The sequence below is a fragment of the Aneurinibacillus uraniidurans genome (assembly GCF_028471905.1).
Lineage (GTDB): Bacteria > Bacillota > Bacilli > Aneurinibacillales > Aneurinibacillaceae > Aneurinibacillus > Aneurinibacillus uraniidurans.
Genome location: NZ_CP116902.1, coordinates 3,410,069 through 3,432,242, shown reverse-complemented (window position 1 = coordinate 3,432,242; position 22,174 = coordinate 3,410,069). Strand labels below are relative to the sequence as shown.

The following is a 22,174-nucleotide window of genomic DNA, read 5'->3' as shown; positions in this document are numbered from 1 at the left end:
ATTTTATATTTTTTGGAGGGAAACAGCGCTATGGCTCAACCGCTTGTGGGTGTCATTATGGGAAGCACATCCGATTGGGAGACGATGAAGGAAGCGTGCGACATTTTAGAGGAACTTGGCGTTCCATTTGAAAAAAAAGTTGTATCTGCACATCGTACACCTGACCTTATGTTTTCGTATGCAGAACAGGCTGTAGAACGTGGTCTGGAAGTCATCATTGCCGGCGCAGGCGGCGCAGCTCATCTGCCAGGGATGGTTGCATCGAAAACTGCACTGCCGGTTATCGGCGTTCCGGTTAAATCTTCAATGTTGAATGGTTTGGACTCGCTTCTGTCGATTGTACAGATGCCGGGTGGCGTTCCAGTTGCGACAGTCGCAATCGGCAAAGCTGGTGCGATCAATGCGGGACTGTTAGCCGCACAAATGCTTGGAAATAAATATCCGGCGATTCGCGAGGCATTCATGGAGCGTCGGGAACGTGTGAAGCAAACCGTACTGGAGGCGAGTGACCTGTGAGTGCGGAGCGGAATGTAATCCGACCGGGCGCTACGATTGGCGTGCTGGGCGGTGGGCAGCTTGGCCGGATGCTGGCGCTTGCAGGACGCGCCGCTGGTTATCGATTTATCACGCTTGATCCAACAGAAGATTCACCATGTGGTCAGGTGTGTGACAGGCAAATTCTTACCGGATATGACAATGTAGATGGTGCGATGGATCTGGCACAGGCGAGTGACGTGATTACGTACGAATTCGAAAATGTTGATGCACAAGTAGCGGCTATTCTAGAAGAACAGTCGTATGTGCCGCAGGGCAGTCAGCTTTTGCGCATTACGCAGAATCGGATCGATGAGAAGCTGACACTCGAATCATTCGATATTCCGGTAGCGCCGTTCCGCATCATCGCCAGCGCAGACGAAGCAGAGCGTGCGATTGAACAACTCGGATTGCCGGCTGTGATGAAAACGGCCACAGGTGGTTATGATGGCAAAGGACAGGCAGTCATTCGAAAAGCAGGCGAGGCGGCGCAAGCCTATAACGAACTTCAGAAGAGCGGAGCTGACATTATCATTGAACAGTTCGTTCCGTTTGTGAAAGAAGTGTCTGTTATTGCAGCACGCAGTGTATCGGGAGAAGTAGCAACGTTTCCGGTGAGTGAGAATATCCATCGAGAGAACATTCTTCACCTCTCCATTGTACCAGCTCGTATAAGCGATGAGACAGCACAGAAAGCAGAAAGGGTAGCTCGCACGATTGCGGAGAAACTAGATGTGCGAGGGTTGATCGCGGTTGAGATGTTCGTAACAGCAGACGGGGGCATTATCGTCAATGAATTAGCCCCACGTCCACACAACTCCGGTCACTATACAATGGATGCATGTGTAACATCTCAGTTCGAGCAGCACATTCGTGCGATTTGCGATCTGCCACTCGGTGAAACAAAACTGCTCACACCGGTTGTCATGGTGAACATTCTAGGCGAGCATCTAGCGCCTATTCTTGATAAAATAGATACGTTTCCAGCTACAGCGAAACTTCATTTATATGGCAAACAGGAAAGTAAGCCGAAACGGAAGATGGGACATATAAATGTGCTGGCTGGTTCAGTAGCGGAAGCACTTACCATAATTGAGGATATGAAAATCTGGGAGTAAAAAAAGGAGGAGTATACATGATCGAACGCTATACCCGCCCGGAAATGGCGGCTATCTGGACAGAAGAAAACAAATTTAAAGCCTGGCTTGAGGTAGAAATCCTCGCTTGTGAAGCATGGTCAGAGCTTGGTGTAATTCCAAAGGAAGATGTCGAAAAACTGTGGAAAAACGCCAGCTTCAATGTTGAGCGCATTTACGAAATCGAGCAGGAGACACGCCACGATGTTGTTGCATTCACGCGTGCTGTCTCTGAGACAATCGAAGGCGATGAGAAAAAATGGGTGCACTACGGATTGACATCAACAGACGTAGTTGATACTGCACTTTCATACTTGCTGCGTCAAGCGAATGAAATCATCGAGCAGGACCTTGTTCGATTTGTAGACATCCTGAAAGAAAAAGCGCAAGAACATAAATATACCGTTATGATGGGCCGTACACACGGTGTACATGCTGAGCCAACAACATTCGGCTTAAAAATGGCGCTCTGGTATGAAGAGATGAAACGTAACCTGGAGCGCTTCCGCAAGGCGAAACAAACAATTGCTTTCGGTAAAATCTCCGGCGCAGTTGGTACGTATGCAAATATTGATCCATTCGTTGAAAAATATGTGTGCGAAAAGCTAGGCCTGCAAGCTGCTCCAATCTCCACACAAACATTGCAGCGTGATCGTCATGCTGAATACATGGGCACACTCGCACTTATCGCAACATCAATTGAGAAGTTCGCTGTTGAGATTCGCGGTCTGCAAAAAAGTGAAACACGTGAAGTGGAAGAAGCATTCGCTAAAGGTCAAAAAGGTTCATCCGCTATGCCGCATAAACGCAATCCGATCGGCAGCGAGAACATGGCTGGCTTAGCTCGCGTCATTCGCGGACACATGCTGACGTCCTATGAGAATGTGCCGCTCTGGCATGAACGTGATATTTCACACTCATCTGCAGAACGAATCATTCTGCCAGATGCAACACAACTCATTAACTATATGCTGAACCGTTTCGGTAACATCGTGAAAAACCTGACTGTGTTCCCAGAAAACATGAAACGCAACATGGAGCGCACATTTGGTTTGATTTACTCACAACGTGTACTGCTTAAACTGATCGATAAAGGCTTAAGCCGTGAAGAAGCATACGATACTGTACAGCGTCGTGCGATGCAATCGTGGGAAGAACAACGTTCCTTCCGTGAGATCATCGAATCGGATGAAAAAGTAAAGGGTCTGCTTACTGCAGAAGATATTGCAGATTGCTTCGACTATAACTGGCATTTGAAAAATGTCGATACGATTTTTGAACGTCTAGGTTTGTAAGAGAGCAGAGGAGAGAAGAAAGATATTTCTCCCTCTCCCTTCTTTATTTCGGTTTTACTACTCGAAAGGAAGCGAGATACGATGGAAAAGCTCGAAATGCTGTATGAAGGAAAAGCAAAGCGCATTTATGCTACAGATGAGCCTGGTGTGTTCTGGGTGGCGTACAAAGATGACGCAACTGCGTTTAACGGAGAAAAGCGTGCGACCATTATGGGCAAAGGCGAGCTGAATAACCGAATTACGTCGATTTTTTTCCGCATGCTAAAAGAAAAAGGCATTGAAAATCACTTCATTAAGGAACTGTCACCGACAGAGCAATTAGTGAAGAAAGTAGAAATCGTACCGCTTGAAGTTGTAACACGCAATGTAGCAGCTGGCTCACTTGCTAAGCGCCTCGGTATGGAAGAAGGAACCGTTCTTCCACAACCAGTTGTTGAATTTTATTACAAAGATGATGCACTCGGCGATCCACTTGTGAATGATTCACACATTGACGTACTTGGCATTGCAAGCAAAGAAGAACGTGCTCGTCTTCGTGAGATGGCACTTGCCGTGAACGAAGTGCTCGTTTCTTATATGAAAGAACGCAAAGTTACACTCGTTGATTTCAAGCTGGAATTCGGACGTCTCGAAGATGGAACATTGCTGCTGGCGGATGAGATTTCCCCAGACACATGCCGCTTCTGGGATGCTGATACAAACGAGAAGCTTGATAAAGACCGTTTCCGCCGTGACCTCGGCAATGTAGAAGATGCTTACAAGGAAATTTTAAAACGTATTGGGGGAGAAACGCATGTTTAAAGCTACTGTATATGTCACGCTCAAAGAATCAGTTCTCGATCCGCAAGGCAGCGCGGTAAAAGGTTCACTTCATTCCCTTGGCTTCGATGAAGTACGCGATGTTCGCATCGGTAAATACATGGAAGTGGAATTAAACGTTGATAGCCGTCAGGCAGCAGAAGAGCGTCTCACTGAGATGTGTGAGAAACTTTTGGCGAATACAGTGATCGAAGACTATCGCTTCGAGATGGTGGAGGCATAAACGATGAAATGTGCAGTCCTTGTATTTCCGGGTTCGAACTGTGACATTGATATGTACAAAGCAGTAGAAGATTGCCTCGGTGAGCCGGTCGAATACGTATGGCATGCAGAGAGCAACCTTGATGAGTTTGACTGCATTCTTCTGCCGGGTGGATTCTCGTATGGCGACTACTTGCGTCCAGGTGCGATGGCAAGTATGGCGCGTGTGATGACCAGCGTGAAAGAAGCAGCAGCTAAAGGCAAGCTTGTTATGGGCGTATGCAATGGATTCCAGGTGTTAACAGAAGCAGGTCTTCTACCAGGTGCACTGCGCCGCAATCAGAGTCTGAAATTCCGTTGTGAGATGGTTGACCTTCGCGTAGAAAACAATGATACGGTGTTTACATCTGAGTATGCAGCAGGCGAGATCATTCAGATTCCAATCGCGCACGGTGACGGTAATTACTACTGTGACGAGGCAACACTTGCAGACATGGAGAAAAACAATCAAATCGTATTCCGTTATGCGGGTACAAACCCGAACGGATCGATCGACAATATTGCAGGTATTATCAACAAAGAAGGCAACGTGCTTGGCATGATGCCGCACCCGGAACGTGCTGTTCATGAATGGCTCGGTTCCGCAGACGGAAAACGCATGTTTACTTCGATCTTACAGAGCTGGAGGGACAAAAACGGTGTCACACAAAGAGCCTAATCCGCAACAGATTGCTGATGAAAAAATCTACCGTGAAATGGGTTTGACAGATGAGGAATTTGCTCAAGTTGTCAAAATAATTGGAAGACAGCCGAATTATACCGAAACGGGTCTGTTCAGTGTTATGTGGTCGGAGCACTGCAGCTATAAGAACTCGAAGCCAGTTCTTCGCCGCTTCCCAACATCTGGCCCGCACGTTCTACAAGGTCCGGGCGAGGGTGCAGGTATTATCGACATTGGCGATAATCAGGCGGTTGTATTTAAAGTAGAAAGCCACAACCACCCATCTGCGATTGAGCCATATCAAGGTGCGGCAACAGGTGTAGGCGGTATTATCCGTGATGTTTTCTCAATGGGTGCGCGTCCAATCGCGATGCTCAACTCACTGCGTTTTGGTGAACTGGAAACACCGCGCATGAAATACTTGTTTGAAAACGTAGTAGCTGGTATTGCAGGCTACGGTAACTGTATGGGGATTCCGACAGTGGGCGGGGAAGTTGTCTTTGATCCGTGCTATGATGGCAATCCGCTCGTAAATGCAATGTGTGTCGGTTTAATCGACCACGACCAGATTCAAAAAGGTGTCGCGAAAGGTGTAGGCAACCCGGTTATGTACGTGGGAGCTGCAACTGGACGTGATGGAATTCACGGTGCAACGTTCGCATCCGAGGAGTTAAGCGAAGATTCCGAAGCAAAACGTCCGGCAGTACAAGTTGGCGACCCGTTCATGGAAAAACTATTGCTTGAAGCATGTCTGGAACTGATTCAGACAGGCGCGGTAGCAGGTATTCAGGATATGGGTGCGGCTGGTCTTACTTCTTCAAGTGCGGAGATGGCAAGTAAAGCAGGCAACGGCATTGAGCTGAATCTTGACCTTGTACCACAGCGCGAGAAAGACATGACACCATACGAGATGATGCTGTCTGAATCGCAAGAACGTATGCTTGTCGTTGTGCATGAAGGACGCGAAGCAGAAGTTGAAAAGATTTTTGAAAAATGGGGTCTGCATTCCGTTGTGATCGGTCGTGTAACGGATGATGGCAAACTTCGTCTCCTCCACAAAGGGGAAGTAGCAGCAGAAGTACCGGTAGATAGTCTGGCAGAAGACGCACCGGTTTATCATAAACCATCTGCAGAGCCGGCATACTATGCGGCAAATGCAGATGTAGATACAACAGCATTGGCTGAACCAGCTGATTATACAGCGGCACTCAAACAAGTGCTTGGTGCGCCAACTGTTGCAAGCAAGGAATGGGTATACAATCAGTACGATTACATGGTACGGACGAATACAGCAGTCGTACCGGGCTCTGATGCGGCAGTCGTAGCGATTCGCGGCACACGCAAAGCATTGGCAATGAGCATCGACTGTAACGGACGTTACGTATACCTCGACCCAGAAGTGGGCGGTGCGATTGCGGTAGCAGAAGCAGCACGCAACGTTGTATGCTCCGGTGCTGAACCACTTGGGGTAACGGATTGCCTTAACTTCGGGAATCCAGAGAAGCCGGATATTTTCTGGCAGTTCGAAAAAGCAGTGGATGGCATGGCAGAAGCATGCCGCGTGCTGAATTCGCCAGTTATCGGCGGGAACGTAAGTCTGTACAACGAAACAAACGGAGAAGCTGTCTATCCGACTCCGGTAGTCGGTCTGGTTGGTCTGATCCGTGATGTTGATCATATTACAACTCAAGCATTCAAGAACGAAGGCGATGTAATCGTTCTGTTGGGTGAAACGAAAGCAGAACTGGGCGGTTCGGAATACCAGAAACAAATGAATGGCAACATTAGTGGCCGTCCGCCAGTGATTGATCTGGCTGTTGAGAAAAAGCTGCAAGATACAGTGCTTGATGCAATTCGTAACGGACTCGTATCATCTGCGCATGACCTTGCTGAAGGCGGTCTGGCAGTAGCGCTTGTGGAATCGGCTGCTCCAGGACTTGGTGTACAGGTAGACTGGACAAGCGATCTGCGTGCAGACGTAGCGCTGTTCAGCGAATCGCAATCCCGTGTTTTGCTTAGTGTGAAGAAAGAAAATGTAGATGCAGTGAAAGCAGTCGCAGAAGCTAATGGCACACCGTTTGCCGTCATCGGAACCGTTGGAACTGATGCAGTGAATATAAAAGTAAACGGTCGAGAAGTGATCAATACGCCGCTCGCTGAATTGAAAGCGGCCTGGAAGGATGCGATCGGATGTCTGATGGCATGAAGTTCGAACACGACGACCTGTGGGATAAATTAAACGAAGAGTGCGGAGTTTTCGGGGTGTACAACCACCCTGATGCTCCACAAATTACGTACTACGGCATTCATGCCCTGCAGCACCGTGGTCAGGAAAGCGCGGGCATCTGTGCATCGAATGGCGAGGTGTTCTCGTATCACCGTGGGATGGGGCTTGTAACGGAAGCGTTTAACGGCGGTCAGTTAGAAGAGATTCACGGAAAAATGGCAATCGGTCATGTTCGTTATACAACGGCAGGCGAAAGCAAAATCGAGAATGCTCAACCGCTCGTATTTAAATATACAGATGGCAATCTTGCACTTGCTCATAACGGGAATCTCGTTAATGCGGATCAAGTACGTCATCAATTGGAACGTCAGGGTTCTATTTTCCAAACAACGAGCGATACAGAGGTTATTGCCCATCTGATCGCCCGTTCTGGCTATGAAATTGAAGAGGCAGTACGCCATGCTCTCGGCATGATTAAAGGGGCGTATGCGCTGCTTGTCATGACGGAGAAGAAACTGATCGTGGCACTTGACCCGAATGGTTTGCGTCCACTTGTACTGGGTCGCATGGGAGATGGTGGCTATGTTGTTTCATCTGAAACGTGCGCATTTGACACGGTAGGCGCGGAAGTCATCCGCGATGTAGAGCCGGGTGAGATGATTATTATTGATGAGAACGGTCTGCGTTCTGAGCGATTTGCTGGACAGGCACAGCGTGCGACTTGTTCGTTTGAATACATTTATTTTGCTCGTCCAGATAGCGACATTGGCGGAATTAACGTCCATCTGGCACGAAAAGAACTGGGTCGCCAGTTGTTCCGCGAAGCCCCGGTTGTGGAAGCGGACATCGTAACAGGTGTACCGGATTCAAGCACATCGGCGGCGATTGGTTATGCGGAAGCAGCGGGTCTGCCGTATGAGCTTGGTCTGATCAAAAATCGTTATGTAGGTCGTACGTTTATTCAGCCAACGCAAGAAATGCGGGCACGTGGCGTGCGTATGAAGCTAAGTGCGGTTCGTAAAGTTGTCGAAGGCAAGCGTGTAGTGATGATTGATGACTCCATCGTACGCGGGACGACAAGTGGACGAATTGTCTCTATGCTCAGGGAAGCTGGCGCGAAAGAAGTACATGTGCGCATTAGTTCTCCGCCGGTAAAAAATCCATGCTTCTATGGAATTGATACATCCAGTCGGGAAGAGTTAATTGCGGCGACAAAATCCCTCGAGGAAATCCGCGAGATGATCGGAGCCGATTCTCTTTACTTCCTGTCACCAGAAGGCATGATTGATGCGATTGGACAAGAAGATAGCGCACCGAATCGCGGCCATTGCCTAGCTTGCTTTACCGGTCAGTACCCGACTGAGATTTATGAAGATACGAAAAACTGCGTGCACAAGTGAGGGAGAGAGAACATGAGTGAGGCATACAAACAGGCTGGTGTAGATATTGACGCTGGCAACGAAGCGGTTGAACGGATGAAAAAACACGTGAAGCGCACATTCCGCCCGGAAGTTCTAACAGACTTGGGCGGATTCGGTGCCTTGTTTGGCCTCGATACGGCCAAATATAAGAAGCCGGTTCTCGTCTCTGGAACAGACGGTGTGGGCACGAAATTAAAAATTGCGTTCGGTATGGATCGCCACGATACAATCGGTATCGATGCAGTGGCAATGTGTGTTAATGACATTGTGGTACAAGGAGCGGAGCCGCTGTTTTTCCTTGATTACCTCGCATGTGGCAAAGTTGTGCCAGAGCGAATCGAAGCAATTGTAAAAGGCATCGCCGATGGTTGTGAGCAATCCGGCTGTGCGCTCATTGGTGGCGAAACGGCTGAGATGCCAGGCATGTATGAAGAATCCGAGTATGACATTGCTGGCTTTAGTGTAGGTGTCGTCGATGCAGATCGGATTATTGACGGCAAACGCATTGCACCAGGTGATGTAATCATTGGTATGGCATCAAGCGGTGTGCATAGCAATGGGTTCTCACTTGTGCGCAATGTACTGCTTGAAAAAGCAGGTCTTTCTTTGCAGGATGAAGTCGCAGAACTCGGCGGTAAGCTGGGGGATACATTGCTGACTCCGACACGACTGTATGTGAAGTCTTGCTTGTCTTTGATGGATCGTGTAGACGTAAAAGGATTTGTCCACATTACAGGCGGCGGTTTTTATGACAACATTCCGCGCGTGCTTCCAGAAGGAACATCTGCAGAGATTGCTTACGGTTCATGGCCGATTCTGCCTATCTTTGATTTGATCGAGCAAAAAGGTAGCGTATCGAAGCCGGATATGTTCCGTACGTTTAACATGGGCATCGGTATGATTGCCGTTGTGAAAGAGGAAGACGCTGCGGAAGCGATGCGTGTGTTGGCAGAAGCAGGTGAGCAAGCTTTCCAAATTGGCCGTATTATCTCTGGCAATCAGGACGTTCAATTTGGCGGGGTGAACTGGTAATGAAGCTTGCAGTATTTGCATCCGGTAGTGGCTCTAACTTTGGAGCCATTATGGAAGCGATTGAGAATGGAACAATCACAGGTGCGGACATTGTCCTGCTTGTTTGCGATAAACCAGGGGCGTATGTGCTCGAGCGTGCAGCACAGTATGGCATTCCAACCTTCGTCTTTCAGGCGAAGGAATATCCCGATAAGGTTGCATTTGAAACAGAAATTTTGCGTCGTCTTGAAGAAGCAGGTGTAGAGCATATCATTCTTGCTGGCTACATGCGCTTGATTGGTGAGACGTTGCTTCGGGCATACGGCGGACGGATGATTAATCTGCATCCGTCCCTTCTGCCGTCTTTTTCAGGTAAAGATGCAATTGGACAGGCATTTCGTTATGGGGTTAAAGTGACCGGAATTACAGTTCATTTCGTTGATGAAGGAATGGACACAGGACCGATTATTGCCCAGCGGACGGTAGAGGTACAACAAGGGGATACAGAAGAAACACTAGCGGTACGTATTCACGCAGAGGAGCATTTACTTTTACCAGAAGTGGTACAGCTGCTTGTCAACAATCGCGTGAAATTAGATGGACGTCGGGTTGAAATTATCGCCTAACTTTTAATGATAATGAGGAGTGAACGAGAGTGAGCGTAAAACGCGCATTAATCAGCGTATCCGATAAAACAGGAATTGTAGAATTCGCAAAAGAATTGTCCAAGCTTGGTGTAGAAATCATCTCTACAGGCGGCACAGCAACCATGCTGCAAAAAGAAGGCGTAGACGTAATCGGTATTTCTGAAGTAACAGGATTCCCGGAAATTCTCGATGGTCGTCTGAAAACACTCGATCCGCATATCCACGGCGGTCTGCTTGCAGTGCGTGACGATGAAAAGCACATGCAGCAAATTGGTGAGCACAACATTACACCGATCGATCTCGTTGTTGTAAATCTGTATCCGTTCAAAGAAACAATCAGCAAGCCGGATGTAGAATTTGCAGAAGCAATCGAAAACATCGACATCGGTGGCCCAACAATGCTTCGTTCCGCAGCGAAAAACCACAAGTTTGTCGGCGTAGTTGTTGATGCAGCGGATTATGGCAAAGTTGTAGCTGAGCTGAAAGAAGGCGGCGAGCTGTCTGCTGAGACAAAACGCAAGCTTGCAGCTAAAGTCTTCCGTCATACAGCTGCATACGATGCACTGATCTCTCAATATCTTACAGCTCAAGTGGGCGAAGAGCTGGCGGAAACATACACAGTTACATTTGAAAAAGTACAAGATCTCCGCTACGGTGAAAATCCGCATCAAGCAGCTGCATTCTACCGTGAGCCGCTTGCAGGTACAGGCAATATCGCAACAGCAAAACAATTGCATGGTAAAGAGCTTTCTTACAACAACATCAACGACGGCAATGCGGCACTGAATATCGTAAAAGAATTCGATCAGCCAGCGGTTGTAGCCGTGAAACATACAAATCCATGCGGCGTAGGTATCGGTGAAACGATCTATGCTGCATTCCGCAAAGCGTATGAATCCGATCCAGTTTCGATCTTTGGTGGTATCATTGCGGCTAATCGTCCGATCGATAAACAAACAGCTCTGGAACTGAAAGAAATCTTCTTAGAAATTATTATGGCTCCATCGTTTACGGATGAAGCGCTTGAAATATTGAAAGAAAAGAAAAACTTACGTCTCCTTGAGCTTGGTGAAGTGGTTCGCAAAGAGAAAGGCGACTGGAAGCTGGCAAGTGTCGAAGGTGGCGTTCTCATTCAAACTGAAGATACAAAACGCATCACAGCAGCGGACCTTGAAGTTGTAACAGACCGCAAACCAACTGACGCAGAAGTTGAACAAATGCTGTTTGGTTGGAATGTTGTGAAGCATGTTAAATCAAATGCAATCGTGCTCGTAAAAGATAGCTCGACCGTTGGAGTTGGCGCAGGCCAGATGAATCGTGTTGGTTCTGCACGTATTGCGATTGAGCAAGCAGGCGAGAAGGCGAAAGGCAGTATCCTGGCGTCTGATGCATTCTTCCCAATGCCGGATACACTCGAAGAAGCAGCAAAAGCTGGCATCACAGCGATTATCCAGCCAGGTGGCTCGATTCGCGATGAAGACTCAATCAAAGCAGCGAATGAACACGGCATTGCAATGGTATTCACGAAAGTACGTCATTTTAAACACTAATTCCAGGGAGGAAGCCTGTATATGAAGGTACTCGTTGTAGGAAGCGGCGGCCGGGAGCATGCGCTTGTCTGGAAGCTTCAACAAAGCCCGAGCGTAGAGAAAGTGTACTGTGCGCCGGGGAACGCAGGTATTGCACAGATGGCAGAGTGTGTGCCAATTGATGTAAATGATTTTGCGGCACTGATTGCGTTTGCGAAACAAGAAAACATTGAGCTGACTGTGATCGGTCCAGAAGATCCGCTGCTTGCGGGCATCGTGGATGCGTTCGAAGAAGCTGGATTAAAAGTATTTGGTCCGAACCGTCTGGCGGCGATGATGGAAGGCAGTAAAAAATTCGCCAAAGACTTAATGTTGAAATACGGGATTCCGACAGGTGGCTACCAGTCATTTACGGACTATGAACAGGCACGTGCTTACGTACGGGAGCAGGGAGCGCCGATCGTCATTAAAGCGGACGGACTTGCAGCAGGTAAAGGTGTTGTCGTAGCGATGACACTGGAAGAAGCAGAAGAGGCACTTCACTCGATGATGGTTGAAGATACATTTGCTGGTGCGGGTGCGCGTGTTGTAGTTGAAGAATATTTGACTGGCGAAGAGATGACGATTCTGTCGTTTGTAGATGGCGAGACGGTGATTCCGATGGTGCCGTCACAAGATCATAAACCAGTGTTTGACGATGATAAAGGGCCGAACACAGGCGGAATGGGTACATATTCTCCTGTGCCGCATATGGACGCTGCAATCGTGCAGCAGGCGATTGACACGATTGTTCTTCCAACCGCTAAAGCAATGGTGCAGGAAGGTATTTCATTCCGTGGTATTTTGTACACTGGCTTGATGATGACCGAGCAAGGTCCGAAGGTTATTGAGTACAATGCACGCTTTGGAGACCCGGAAACCCAGGTTGTTCTGCCTCGTCTTGCAAGTGATCTGGCGGAGATTTTCCTCGCTGTCGCAGAAGGACGTCTCGCAGAGATGGAAGAGGTAAAATGGAAAGATGATGCAGCCGTATGTGTCATCATGGCATCAGAAGGTTACCCTGGTTCGTATCCAAAAGGATGTGTAATTACGGGACTGTCGGAACCGACACAAGACGTGATTGTATTCCATGCAGGAACAGCGGAAAAAGACGGCCAGATCGTGACGAATGGTGGCCGTGTGCTGGGCATCACTGCGCTCGGATCTGACTTGCATGAAGCGAAACGTAAAGCCTATGAAACCATTAAAGGCATCTCATTTGCAGGTGCGCATTATCGTACCGATATTGCAGCGAAAGCACTGCGCCGTGCAGAGAGCCGTTCATAATCGTGTGATACAAAAAGAAGCCGCTACGACTTGTAGCGGCTTCTTGCTTTGCTGTTGAATTTTGCCCAGGCATAGGCAACAACCGCAATTGAGGCGACAACGGTTATGATTACATATGCATTGTCACTAAATACTTCCCATGTTAATCGATCCATGAAATTCGCTCCTTAGCGCATCCGTCGCATATGTTTTCGCGTATTGTACGAGTCTGTTTCATCCGTGCATGTACTCTTGTCCATCATATCCATGAGAGGACAATAACGGGTAATCCCTTCTGCAACCTTCATTCCGAATACGGCTGCCAGAAGCAGGGGAGCTGTGCGGTGTGGATGACGAATCATTTTAGAAGTGCTGTATGCGAGTCCAGCCATCCCGATTGTGATCCGAACGAGTGCATCAAAGGTACCTATATTTTTCTTCATGTAGACTCCCTCCTTCGTTTTTATGATGCAGCAAATGAACCGGAATATGCTTGATACATAGAGGGAAATATTACATGTCGTCTGAATTATTACATTAATAATTTACTACTGTAGCGCAGTACTCTAGACGAATTCAGAATAATAATATAAAATGTTTTCAGAATAATATATGTGTTCCTAATTGTTTTGCTGGTAATAAAATCATGTATAGAACAATACTTTAGCAGCAAAACAAACTATTTCATCACAAAATAATTTTTACAAATTTTTAGGGGGGTAATAATGATGGACAAACGAAAAGCACTCGGAATTGCCATGTCACTTATGCTTTCAGCAGGCGTAGTAGCAGGTTGCGGCGGCGGAGCAAAGGAGACGGCTGGCGGAGACAAAAAAGCGGCAGGCGGCAGTGGCGATACGATTAAGATTGGGGCAAACCTTGAACTTTCTGGTGGGGTAGCGTCATATGGGCAATCACTGAGCGAAGGGCTTGATCTTGCACTTGAAGAAATCAATAAAGAAGGCGTTAACGGCAAGAAAATTGAAGTTGTAAAAGTGGACAACAAGTCTGACCCGGCAGAAGCAACAGCTGGCGCACTCAAGCTGGTTAGCCAGAACAAAGTTGTAACACTTGTTGGAGCAGCTACAAGTACAAGTACACTATCTCAAGTGCAAATCGCAGAGAAAAATAAAATTCCGCTCATAACACCAACTGGAACAAACCCGGATATTACGTCCAAAGCTGGTAAAGTGAATGATTTCGTATTCCGTACATGCTTCATTGACCCGTTCCAAGGTACGGTAGCAGCAAACTTTGCATCCAACGAATTAAAATCGAAAAATGCGGCTGTCTTTACTGAAACATCAAGCGATTATTCGAAGGGTTTAGCAAAAGCGTTTAAAGAGTCATACGCCAAAAACGGTGGCAAGGTAGCAGCAGAAGAAGCGTATGTAAAAGGGGATACCGATTTCCGTGCAACGCTGACACGCATTAAGGCAGCGAATCCAGATTTCGTATTTTTGCCGGGCTATTATGAAGAAGTAGGTCTTATTGTGAAGCAGGCACGTGAGATTGGTCTGAATGTTCCATTCATGGGTGGCGATGGCTGGGATTCTCCAAAGCTCATTGAGATTGCCGGTGCAAAAGCACTGAACAATACATACATCACGAATCACTACTCTGTAGAAGATAGCGACCCGAAAGTACAAAAATTCGTAAGTGCATTTAAAGCGAAATACAAAGATAAAACTCCAGATGGCTTCGCAGCGCTCGGCTATGACACTGGATACCTTCTCGCTGATGCCATCAAGCGTGCGGGCGATGCAGATCCAGTGAAGATTAAAGATGCACTCGCAAGCACGAAAGACCTTCAACTCGTATCCGGTAAAATCACCATTGATGCACAACACAATCCGGTTAAATCTGCCGCTATCCTTGAGTACAAAGATGGCAAGCAAGGCTTCAAAATGAAAGTAAATCCGTAACAGATTATGTAACAAAATAGGCAAGATGAATGGTGGGACATCTGTCCCGCCATTCCATCTTTATAAGGGGCATCATCGCGTTATAGTAGTAAAGTGCTTGTCAAAGGGAGTGGCCATATGGAATTTATTCAGCAGCTTGTGAACGGTATATCGCTCGGCAGTATTTATGCGCTGATCGCGCTTGGCTACACGATGGTATACGGCATTATTAAACTTATTAACTTTGCTCATGGTGATATATTCATGATTGGTGCGTTTATTGGTTTTTACGCCATTACCGTGCTAAAACTTAGCTTTTTTCCAGCGCTGTTGATCTCAATGACGGCATGCGCATTATTTGGTGTGACGATTGAGCGGATCGCCTATAAGCCGCTTCGGAATGCGACGCGTATTGCGGCCCTTATTACCGCAATCGGTGTGTCATTGCTGATTGAATACGGAACGATTTATGTGCGGGGAGCTCAACCGGAAGCATATCCGAGTACAGTGCTTCCGTCTACAGAGTTTAAGTTTCTCGGGGCTACAATTAATAGTCAGTCACTATTAATTCTTGGTGTATCGCTTGGGTTAATGATTCTCCTTCAGTTCATTGTTCACAAAACGAAAATTGGCAAAGCGATGCGGGCGGTATCGTATGATACAGAAGCAGCTCGCTTGATGGGGATTAATGTTGACAATACGATCTCTGCGACCTTTGCGATCGGTTCAGCGCTTGCCGGGGCAGCAGGTGTTATCTTTGGGATTTATTATATAAAGATTGAACCTTTGATGGGGATTATTCCTGGTTTAAAAGCATTCGTTGCAGCTGTTCTCGGCGGGATTGGCATTATCCCAGGTGCGATGGTTGGCGGGCTGTTGCTTGGCGTGATTGAAGCGATGGTTAGTGCACTTGGCTACTCGCTCTGGCGGGATGGTGTGGCATTTGTCGTACTTATTCTGATCCTCATCTTTAGACCGTCGGGCCTGTTCGGTAAAAACATGAGAGAGAAAGTATAGGGAGGCGAAATACAACGATGAAGCGAACAAAAGGATTTTGGCTTTCAATAGTTGGTGCGCTCGCCCTGTACGCAGTGATCCAGTTTTTGATTACGAGTGGAGTGCTCAACGATTTTTATCAGAATATGCTGATCACGATTGTGATTAATATCATTCTTGCAGTAAGTCTGCATTTGATCATTGGCATTACGGGCCAGTTCTCGATTGGACATGCTGGCTTTCTCGCGGTCGGGGCGTATGCGTCAGCGATTGCAACTATGAACTTTAACATTCCGTTCTTAGCAGCCCTGCCGATTGGCGGGATTGCCGCAGCGATTGCCGGATTGATCATCGGAATTCCAAGCTTGCGTCTGCGCGGTGACTACCTGGCAATTGCCACGCTTGGGTTTGGTGAGATTGTGCGGATCGTCATGCTGAACATTGAGTATGTTGGCGGTGCGAGCGGGATGATGGTCAACAGCATGACGGACTGGACGACAGCGACCGCATGCCTGATTATTACGCTTGTCGTCATTGCGAACTTTACGAATTCCACACATGGACGTGCATGCATTTCCATTCGTGAGAACGAGATCGCAGCGGATGCGATGGGAATTAATACGACCTACTACAAGGTAGCAGCATTTGCGCTTGGTGCGTTCTTCGCGGGTATCGCGGGTGGGTTGTATGCACATAACTTCTACATCATTCAGCCGTCTAACTTCGGTTTCTTGAAGTCATTTGATATTTTGATTTTTGTTGTACTTGGTGGACTTGGCAGTATGTCTGGTGCGGTTATTGCCGCCGTGTTGTTGACGATTGTCTCAACGTTCCTGCAGGATTACCCGGAGACACGTATGATTATTTATAGCCTTGTGCTCATTATTATGATGATTTATCGTCCGCAGGGATTGCTTGGTACGAAAGAATTGACGCAGCTATTCAAAAAGCACGCGACAGTAGGAGGGAAGTCCGATGGCAACAAAAACACCGCTGCTTAACGTTGACGGCGTCGGCATCCAGTTCGGCGGCTTAAAAGCTGTATCGAGCGTTCATGCGTATTTAAACCAAGGCGAACTTGTTGGCTTGATCGGTCCGAACGGTGCCGGAAAAACAACATTCTTTAACTTATTGACAGGTGTATATGTGCCGACAGAAGGAACGATCTCGCTAAACGGGGAGAAATTAAACGGGAATGCACCGTATCAGATTACACGTAAAGGTATCAGTCGGACATTCCAGAACATTCGTCTGTTCGGTGAACTGTCTGTATTAGATAACGTAAAAGTTGCGTATCATTCACAATCTAAGCATTCCATACTTAGTTCCATTTTGCGTCTGCCGGCACACTTTTCCGGTGAGAAGGAAATGGAAGAGAAAGCAATTAGCTTTCTGAAGATTTTTGATTTGGACCGTCTAAAAGACGAGCAGGCAAAAAATCTGCCGTACGGTCAGCAGCGCCGCTTAGAGATTGCGCGTGCGTTGGCCGCCAATCCGAAAATTCTGTTGCTGGATGAACCAGCAGCCGGGATGAACCCGCAGGAAACGAAGCAGCTCATGGAGTTGATTGCGTTTATTCGCAAAGAGTTCAACCTGACTATTTTATTAATCGAGCACGATATGCCGCTTGTAATGGGCGTGTGTGAACGTATTTATGTGCTTGATCACGGTCAGTTGATTGCGCAAGGTACGCCGGAAGAAGTGCGGAACAATCCGAAAGTAATCGAAGCGTATCTCGGCGAGGAGGTTTCCTGATATGTTAAAAGTAAACAACATCGATGTATTCTACGGCAACATCCAGGCGCTTCACGGTGTATCACTTGAGATTAACCAGGGTGAGATTGTAACGCTGATCGGAGCAAATGGTGCAGGTAAAAGCACGCTGCTCAAAGCGATTTCCGGTCTCTTGAAGCCGAAGCAGGGCGATATTGTATATGAAGGTACATCAATCTCAGGCCGGGCAGCCCAGGCAATTGTGAAAGAAGGAATCTCGCATGTTCCGGAAGGTCGGCGTGTATTTGCAAACATGACAGTGGAAGAAAATCTGGAGCTAGGTGCCTTCTTACGTAAGGACAAAGATGGCATCCGGCAGGATTTCGCGAAAGTGTACGAACTGTTTCCACGCTTACTCGAACGGAAAAAACAGTTGTCCGGTACATTATCCGGTGGGGAGCAGCAAATGCTTGCGATGGGTCGAGCGTTGATGGCACGCCCGAAACTGCTGTTGCTCGATGAGCCATCCATGGGTCTTGCTCCCTTACTGGTGAAGACGATATTCCACATTATCGAAGAGATTAATCAGACAGGCACTACGGTTCTGTTGGTAGAACAGAATGCTAATATGGCACTGTCAATTGCTGATCGGGCATACGTAATCGAGACGGGACGGGTTGTGTTGTCTGGCACAGCGGAAGAGTTGAATGCGAGCGATCAGATTAAGATGGCTTATTTAGGCGGTCACTAAAATATGGATAGCAAAAATCTCCTGTTCTACATATATGAACAGGAGATTTTTTTATTGGCAGGCTATGAATATTCATAAAAAATTAGTACCTGGTCATAATATCTGGTGATATAATGACTGTAAAATGAAACAGGAGGGGCAATATGGGAAACTCTTTTTTATCAAAAGCGAAAATTACAGCGATTGGCACGTATGTACCGGAACGTGTGTTAAGCAATTTTGACCTGGAAGAAATGGTGGATACAAGTGATGAGTGGATTTTTAGTCGGACCGGGATTCGAGAACGGCGAATTGCAGCTGAAGGGGAATTCACAACAGATTTATGTGTAGCGGCGGTGCAGGATTTAATGAAAAGGTATGACAAGGCAGTAGACGATGTTGATCTCATTCTTGTTGCAACTAGCACGCCTGATTACGCATTTCCAAGTGTGGCGAGTCAGGTGCAAGCACGATTAGGAATTAAAGATGCAGGTGCACTGGATATGAATGCGACCTGTGCCGGGTTTGTGTATGCTTTGCAGATGGCGAACAGTGCTATCACATCAGGTATGAATAAAAAAGTGTTGGTTATTGGGGCGGAAACGATGTCGAAAACGACAGACTTTAATGATCGTACAACATGTATCCTGTTTGGAGATGGAGCAGGAGCAATGCTTGTCGAGTATACAGAGGAACAAGGGAGCTTCCTATCTGTCCATATGACGGCTAAAGGGGAAGGGGGAACTCATTTATACCGTACTGGACTTTCGAATCAAATGAACGGACAGAAATTACAAAACAGTGGTTATATTGTCCAAAACGGCAGAGAAGTGTATAAATGGGCAGTTACGACCGTGCCTTGCGGGATGGAGAAAGTTATGGAGAAGAGTGGGTTCGTGCTTGAGGCAGTGGATTGGTTTGTGCCGCATAGCGCGAATTTACGGATGATTGAGTCAATTTGTGAGCGTAGCGGATTTCCATTAGAGAAAACGTTATGGAGTCTGGAGCATTTCGGCAATACGTCAGCAGCATCCATTCCACTCGCGCTGAATAAAGGAATAATAGAAGGAAAAGTGAAAGCAGGCGATCGTGTTTTGTTGTATGGTTTTGGCGGTGGATTGGTGCAAGCAGGAATTTTGCTAGAGTGGATGGTGTGTGAGTAATGTCGAATAGTACCTGGTTATCAAGCTACATTGATTCTCCGGAAAAGCAACGACAATTATACCGACGGACGTTGATCATCGTTGTCATTTCACAAATTTTTGGTGGTGCAGGACTTGCGGCAGGTATAACTGTCGGGGCACTTCTTGCACAAGACATGCTAGGTACAGATAGCTTTGCAGGAGTTCCAGCTGCGCTGTTCACGTTGGGTTCTGCTGGGGCAGCACTACTTGTCGGGCGACTCTCTCAACGTTTTGGCCGCCGTTTTGGATTGGCAACCGGATTTTTGGCTGGTGGTGTTGGTGCAATTGGGGTAGTCATTTCCGCAGCAATCAACAGTATTCTACTTCTTTTTGTATCACTACTAGTCTATGGGGCTGGGACTGCTACAAACTTACAAGCACGCTATGCAGGTACAGACCTGGCAAGCTCTACACAGCGAGCAACTGCAATTAGTATCGCCATGGTATCCACTACATTCGGCGCTGTTACGGGTCCCAATCTGGTTGATGTAATGGGCCAATTTGCTATGTCAATCGGTGTCCGTGCTCTATCTGGTCCGTTCATTTTAGCTGCCGCAGCCTACATTCTTGCTGGTTTGGTACTCCTAGCTTTACTTCGTCCTGATCCTTTTATTGTTGCCAAAGCAATTGCAGATGTGGAGAAAGCGGACGATCGTAAACGCTCAGACAACCATTCTACAGCACGAGCTAGTAACAAACGAGGAGTAGTTGTCGGAGCTACGGTAATGGTCCTAACTCAAATTGTCATGGTTGCACTTATGACGATGACACCTGTACATATGAGGCATCATGGACACGGCTTGCAAGAGGTAGGAATGGTAATCGGCTTCCATATCGGTGCAATGTATCTCCCATCTCTCATGACGGGTATTCTCGTAGATAAGATTGGACGTACTGCAATGGCAGTCGCCTCTGGTGCCACGTTACTTGCCGCTGGTGTTTTGGCTGCTGTTGCGCCTGCTGATTCTATGCTCGCACTCACGATTGCCCTCGCTTTACTTGGGCTTGGTTGGAATTTTGGTTTGATTAGCGGTACAGCGCTTATTATAGATGCAACTCACCCGTCCACTCGGGCAAAGACACAAGGATCTGTTGATGTCTTGATCGCTTTGTCGGGGGCATCGGGTGGAGCGCTATCTGGAATGGTTGTAGCTCATTCCAGTTATACAACACTTTCACTTGCCGGAGCCGTTCTTTCATTACTGCTTATCCCAGTTGTTGTTTGGTCTCGTAGCAATCAAAATCATGACTAACAGAAGCCTAATGCGGAAAACATATGCTAAGGAGTTCACGAGAACGATGACACGGAGGCATCATGAGCACTGTAGTTGCGAAGCAAAAAGAGTATAGGAAATGGTTGATCCTGGCTAACGTTTCGCTCGGCACCTTTATGGCGACGCTTGACGGGAGCATTACAAATGTGGCGCTGCCGAGTATTTCACACGCACTTGCAGTTTCCTTGAATCTTGTCCAATGGGTGATTACGGCCTATTTGCTTACGATTGCGGCACTTCTGCCGATCGTTGGGAAGTTATCCGATTCTCTAGGACGAGGTCGGCTTTATCAGGTAGGGTTTCTGACTTTTGTTGGGGGATCGATTTTTTGCGGACTATCGGGTTCAATCTGGATGTTAATTGTTGGACGGATTATTCAAGCGGCCGGTGCAGCGTTGTTAATGGGAAACAGCCAGGCCATTGTAGCGTCTACCTTTTCGAAAGCAGAGAGAGGGAGGTCGCTTGGAATTACAGGAACTGTTGTTTCCTTGGGTTCTTTAACGGGTCCTGCTGTCGGTGGGATGCTTGTAGGTTCGCTTGGCTGGGAATCGATTTTCTGGGTGAATGTTCCCATTGGATTGCTGGCTTTTTTGGCCGGGATATGGATTTTACCGAAGGAGAAGCTGGAACAAGTAAGCGAGCCGTTTGATTATACAGGGTCAATGTTGTATATGGTTGGGATTGTAGTGTTTCTTTATGTGTTATCAAATGTGCAAGTATGGGGATGGAGCTCTATTTGGACAATTGCCGGACTTGTGGGCGCGGTTGGACTTCTTATTGGATTTTATAAACGAGAAACTTCAATTTCGTTTCCGATGCTCGATTTTTCTTTGTATCGAATTCGGACGTTTCGGGTGGGGAGTCTGGCGGCATTGCTATCGTTTATTTCCTTGTTTTGTATTACCGTTATGATGCCTTTTTATATGCAAAATGTGCTGGGCTATTCTCCGCATATTGTTGGATATGTGATGATGGCAAACCCGTTGGTTATGGCGCTCGTTGCGCCGCTCTCAGGCTGGCTGTCTGATCGGATAGGGCCGTTTTTCCTTACAACGGGTGGACTTTTGTTAAATGCGGTGTCATTTGCCATGCTAACCACGTTAGGTGCAAAGGAATTACCGTGGCAAATCGCGCTGCATCTAGCTTTGTTTGGGCTTGGGACGGGGATGTTTCAGTCACCGAATAACGCGAGCGTACTTGGGGCTGTACCGCCTATCCAATTAGGTAGGGCAGGGGGATTGAATGCGCTGGTACGGAATCTGGGGATGGTGCTTGGGACAACTTTTTCAGTTTCGTTATTTTCTTTTCAGTTTCATCGTCTGGCAGGCAGCGGTGAGCGTTTTATGATACAAGGGGAGGCATATAGCGCCACCTTTATTGCGGCACTTCATAGTGTATTTGGGGCAGCCGCTGTGATTTGCTTGTTTGGTGCTTTTGTATCGGCGCGAAGGGGGAAGCCTGTTAGGTGATGGGATAGGTAAACATATGGGATAATAGGAAAAACCGCCAGCGATTCTACTGGCGATT

General features: G+C 47.3%; 22 protein-coding genes. 20 read left to right on the top strand and 2 right to left on the bottom strand.

Annotated features, from left to right (window positions below):
• Positions 1 to 30 precede the first annotated feature (30 nt).
• The 12 genes from purE to purD all read left to right on the top strand — a co-directional run bounded on the left by purE (position 31) and on the right by purD (position 12,867).
• Positions 31 to 516 (top strand): 5-(carboxyamino)imidazole ribonucleotide mutase, encoded by a 486-nt coding sequence (gene purE / locus PO771_RS17120; RefSeq protein ID WP_272560859.1) that lies wholly within the window; start codon positions 31 to 33, stop codon positions 514 to 516.
• Complete coding sequence (purK, locus tag PO771_RS17115; RefSeq protein ID WP_272560858.1) at positions 513 to 1,652, top strand: 5-(carboxyamino)imidazole ribonucleotide synthase; 1,140 nt, start codon at positions 513 to 515, stop codon at positions 1,650 to 1,652. Before purE ends, purK begins: the two co-directional genes overlap by 4 nt.
• A gap of 17 nt (positions 1,653 to 1,669) precedes the next feature.
• The gene (gene purB, locus PO771_RS17110; protein WP_272560857.1) at positions 1,670 to 2,965 is read left to right on the top strand and encodes an adenylosuccinate lyase; all 1,296 of its coding nucleotides are present in this window, start codon (positions 1,670 to 1,672) and stop codon (positions 2,963 to 2,965) included.
• An 81-nt stretch (positions 2,966 to 3,046) separates the two neighbouring features.
• Positions 3,047 to 3,766 (top strand): phosphoribosylaminoimidazolesuccinocarboxamide synthase, encoded by a 720-nt coding sequence (gene purC / locus PO771_RS17105; protein ID WP_272560856.1) that lies wholly within the window; start codon positions 3,047 to 3,049, stop codon positions 3,764 to 3,766.
• Positions 3,759 to 4,007, top strand: a complete 249-nt coding sequence (gene purS, locus PO771_RS17100; protein WP_096467508.1) for a phosphoribosylformylglycinamidine synthase subunit PurS — start codon at positions 3,759 to 3,761, stop codon at positions 4,005 to 4,007. The genes purC and purS overlap by 8 nt, the downstream gene beginning before the upstream one ends.
• Positions 4,008 to 4,010: 3 nt before the next feature.
• Positions 4,011 to 4,703: a phosphoribosylformylglycinamidine synthase subunit PurQ gene (gene purQ / locus PO771_RS17095; RefSeq protein ID WP_272560853.1), complete on the top strand. Its 693-nt coding sequence runs from the start codon at positions 4,011 to 4,013 to the stop codon at positions 4,701 to 4,703.
• 37 nt (positions 4,704 to 4,740) lie between these two features.
• On the top strand, positions 4,741 to 6,912 hold the full coding sequence (gene purL, locus PO771_RS17090; RefSeq protein WP_422665016.1) for a phosphoribosylformylglycinamidine synthase subunit PurL: 2,172 nt from the start codon (positions 4,741 to 4,743) through the stop codon (positions 6,910 to 6,912).
• Positions 6,897 to 8,333: an amidophosphoribosyltransferase gene (gene purF, locus PO771_RS17085; protein WP_272560851.1), complete on the top strand. Its 1,437-nt coding sequence runs from the start codon at positions 6,897 to 6,899 to the stop codon at positions 8,331 to 8,333. Before purL ends, purF begins: the two co-directional genes overlap by 16 nt.
• A 12-nt stretch (positions 8,334 to 8,345) precedes the next feature.
• On the top strand, positions 8,346 to 9,386 hold the full coding sequence (gene purM, locus PO771_RS17080; protein ID WP_272560850.1) for a phosphoribosylformylglycinamidine cyclo-ligase: 1,041 nt from the start codon (positions 8,346 to 8,348) through the stop codon (positions 9,384 to 9,386).
• Entirely contained in the window at positions 9,386 to 9,991 is a 606-nt protein-coding gene (gene purN / locus PO771_RS17075) for a phosphoribosylglycinamide formyltransferase (protein WP_272560848.1), read from the top strand. Before purM ends, purN begins: the two co-directional genes overlap by 1 nt.
• Before the next feature lie 29 nt (positions 9,992 to 10,020).
• Complete coding sequence (purH, locus tag PO771_RS17070) at positions 10,021 to 11,562, top strand: bifunctional phosphoribosylaminoimidazolecarboxamide formyltransferase/IMP cyclohydrolase (RefSeq protein WP_272560847.1); 1,542 nt, start codon at positions 10,021 to 10,023, stop codon at positions 11,560 to 11,562.
• Positions 11,563 to 11,583: 21 nt separating this feature from the next.
• Entirely contained in the window at positions 11,584 to 12,867 is a 1,284-nt protein-coding gene (gene purD / locus PO771_RS17065; protein WP_272560846.1) for a phosphoribosylamine--glycine ligase, read from the top strand.
• Between the two features lie 23 nt (positions 12,868 to 12,890).
• Here the strand turns inward: purD and PO771_RS17060 are convergent, their stop codons facing one another.
• Both PO771_RS17060 and PO771_RS17055 read right to left on the bottom strand, forming a co-directional pair.
• Complete coding sequence (locus tag PO771_RS17060) at positions 12,891 to 13,022, bottom strand: EYxxD motif small membrane protein (RefSeq protein WP_272560845.1); 132 nt, start codon at positions 13,020 to 13,022, stop codon at positions 12,891 to 12,893.
• A 12-nt stretch (positions 13,023 to 13,034) separates the two neighbouring features.
• On the bottom strand, positions 13,035 to 13,289 hold the full coding sequence (locus PO771_RS17055) for a YgaP family membrane protein (protein WP_272560844.1): 255 nt from the start codon (positions 13,287 to 13,289) through the stop codon (positions 13,035 to 13,037).
• Positions 13,290 to 13,574: 285 nt separating this feature from the next.
• On the opposite strand from PO771_RS17055, the gene PO771_RS17050 reads away from it, so the two are divergent.
• The 8 genes from PO771_RS17050 (at position 13,575) to PO771_RS17015 (ending at position 22,116) form a co-directional block, all read left to right on the top strand.
• Positions 13,575 to 14,771: an ABC transporter substrate-binding protein gene (locus tag PO771_RS17050; protein ID WP_272563202.1), complete on the top strand. Its 1,197-nt coding sequence runs from the start codon at positions 13,575 to 13,577 to the stop codon at positions 14,769 to 14,771.
• Positions 14,772 to 14,888: 117 nt separating this feature from the next.
• Positions 14,889 to 15,767 (top strand): branched-chain amino acid ABC transporter permease, encoded by an 879-nt coding sequence (locus tag PO771_RS17045; RefSeq protein ID WP_272560842.1) that lies wholly within the window; start codon positions 14,889 to 14,891, stop codon positions 15,765 to 15,767.
• A gap of 17 nt (positions 15,768 to 15,784) precedes the next feature.
• Entirely contained in the window at positions 15,785 to 16,747 is a 963-nt protein-coding gene (locus PO771_RS17040; RefSeq protein WP_272560841.1) for a branched-chain amino acid ABC transporter permease, read from the top strand.
• Entirely contained in the window at positions 16,722 to 17,501 is a 780-nt protein-coding gene (locus PO771_RS17035) for an ABC transporter ATP-binding protein (RefSeq protein WP_272560839.1), read from the top strand. The genes PO771_RS17040 and PO771_RS17035 overlap by 26 nt, the downstream gene beginning before the upstream one ends.
• 1 nt (position 17,502) lies before the next feature.
• Positions 17,503 to 18,210: an ABC transporter ATP-binding protein gene (locus PO771_RS17030; protein ID WP_272560837.1), complete on the top strand. Its 708-nt coding sequence runs from the start codon at positions 17,503 to 17,505 to the stop codon at positions 18,208 to 18,210.
• Positions 18,211 to 18,353: 143 nt separating this feature from the next.
• Entirely contained in the window at positions 18,354 to 19,352 is a 999-nt protein-coding gene (locus tag PO771_RS17025) for a ketoacyl-ACP synthase III (RefSeq protein ID WP_272560835.1), read from the top strand.
• Positions 19,352 to 20,626, top strand: a complete 1,275-nt coding sequence (locus PO771_RS17020; RefSeq protein ID WP_272560834.1) for an MFS transporter — start codon at positions 19,352 to 19,354, stop codon at positions 20,624 to 20,626. Before PO771_RS17025 ends, PO771_RS17020 begins: the two co-directional genes overlap by 1 nt.
• A gap of 62 nt (positions 20,627 to 20,688) precedes the next feature.
• Entirely contained in the window at positions 20,689 to 22,116 is a 1,428-nt protein-coding gene (locus PO771_RS17015; protein WP_272560833.1) for an MFS transporter, read from the top strand.
• The last annotated feature ends 58 nt before the right edge of the window (positions 22,117 to 22,174 follow it).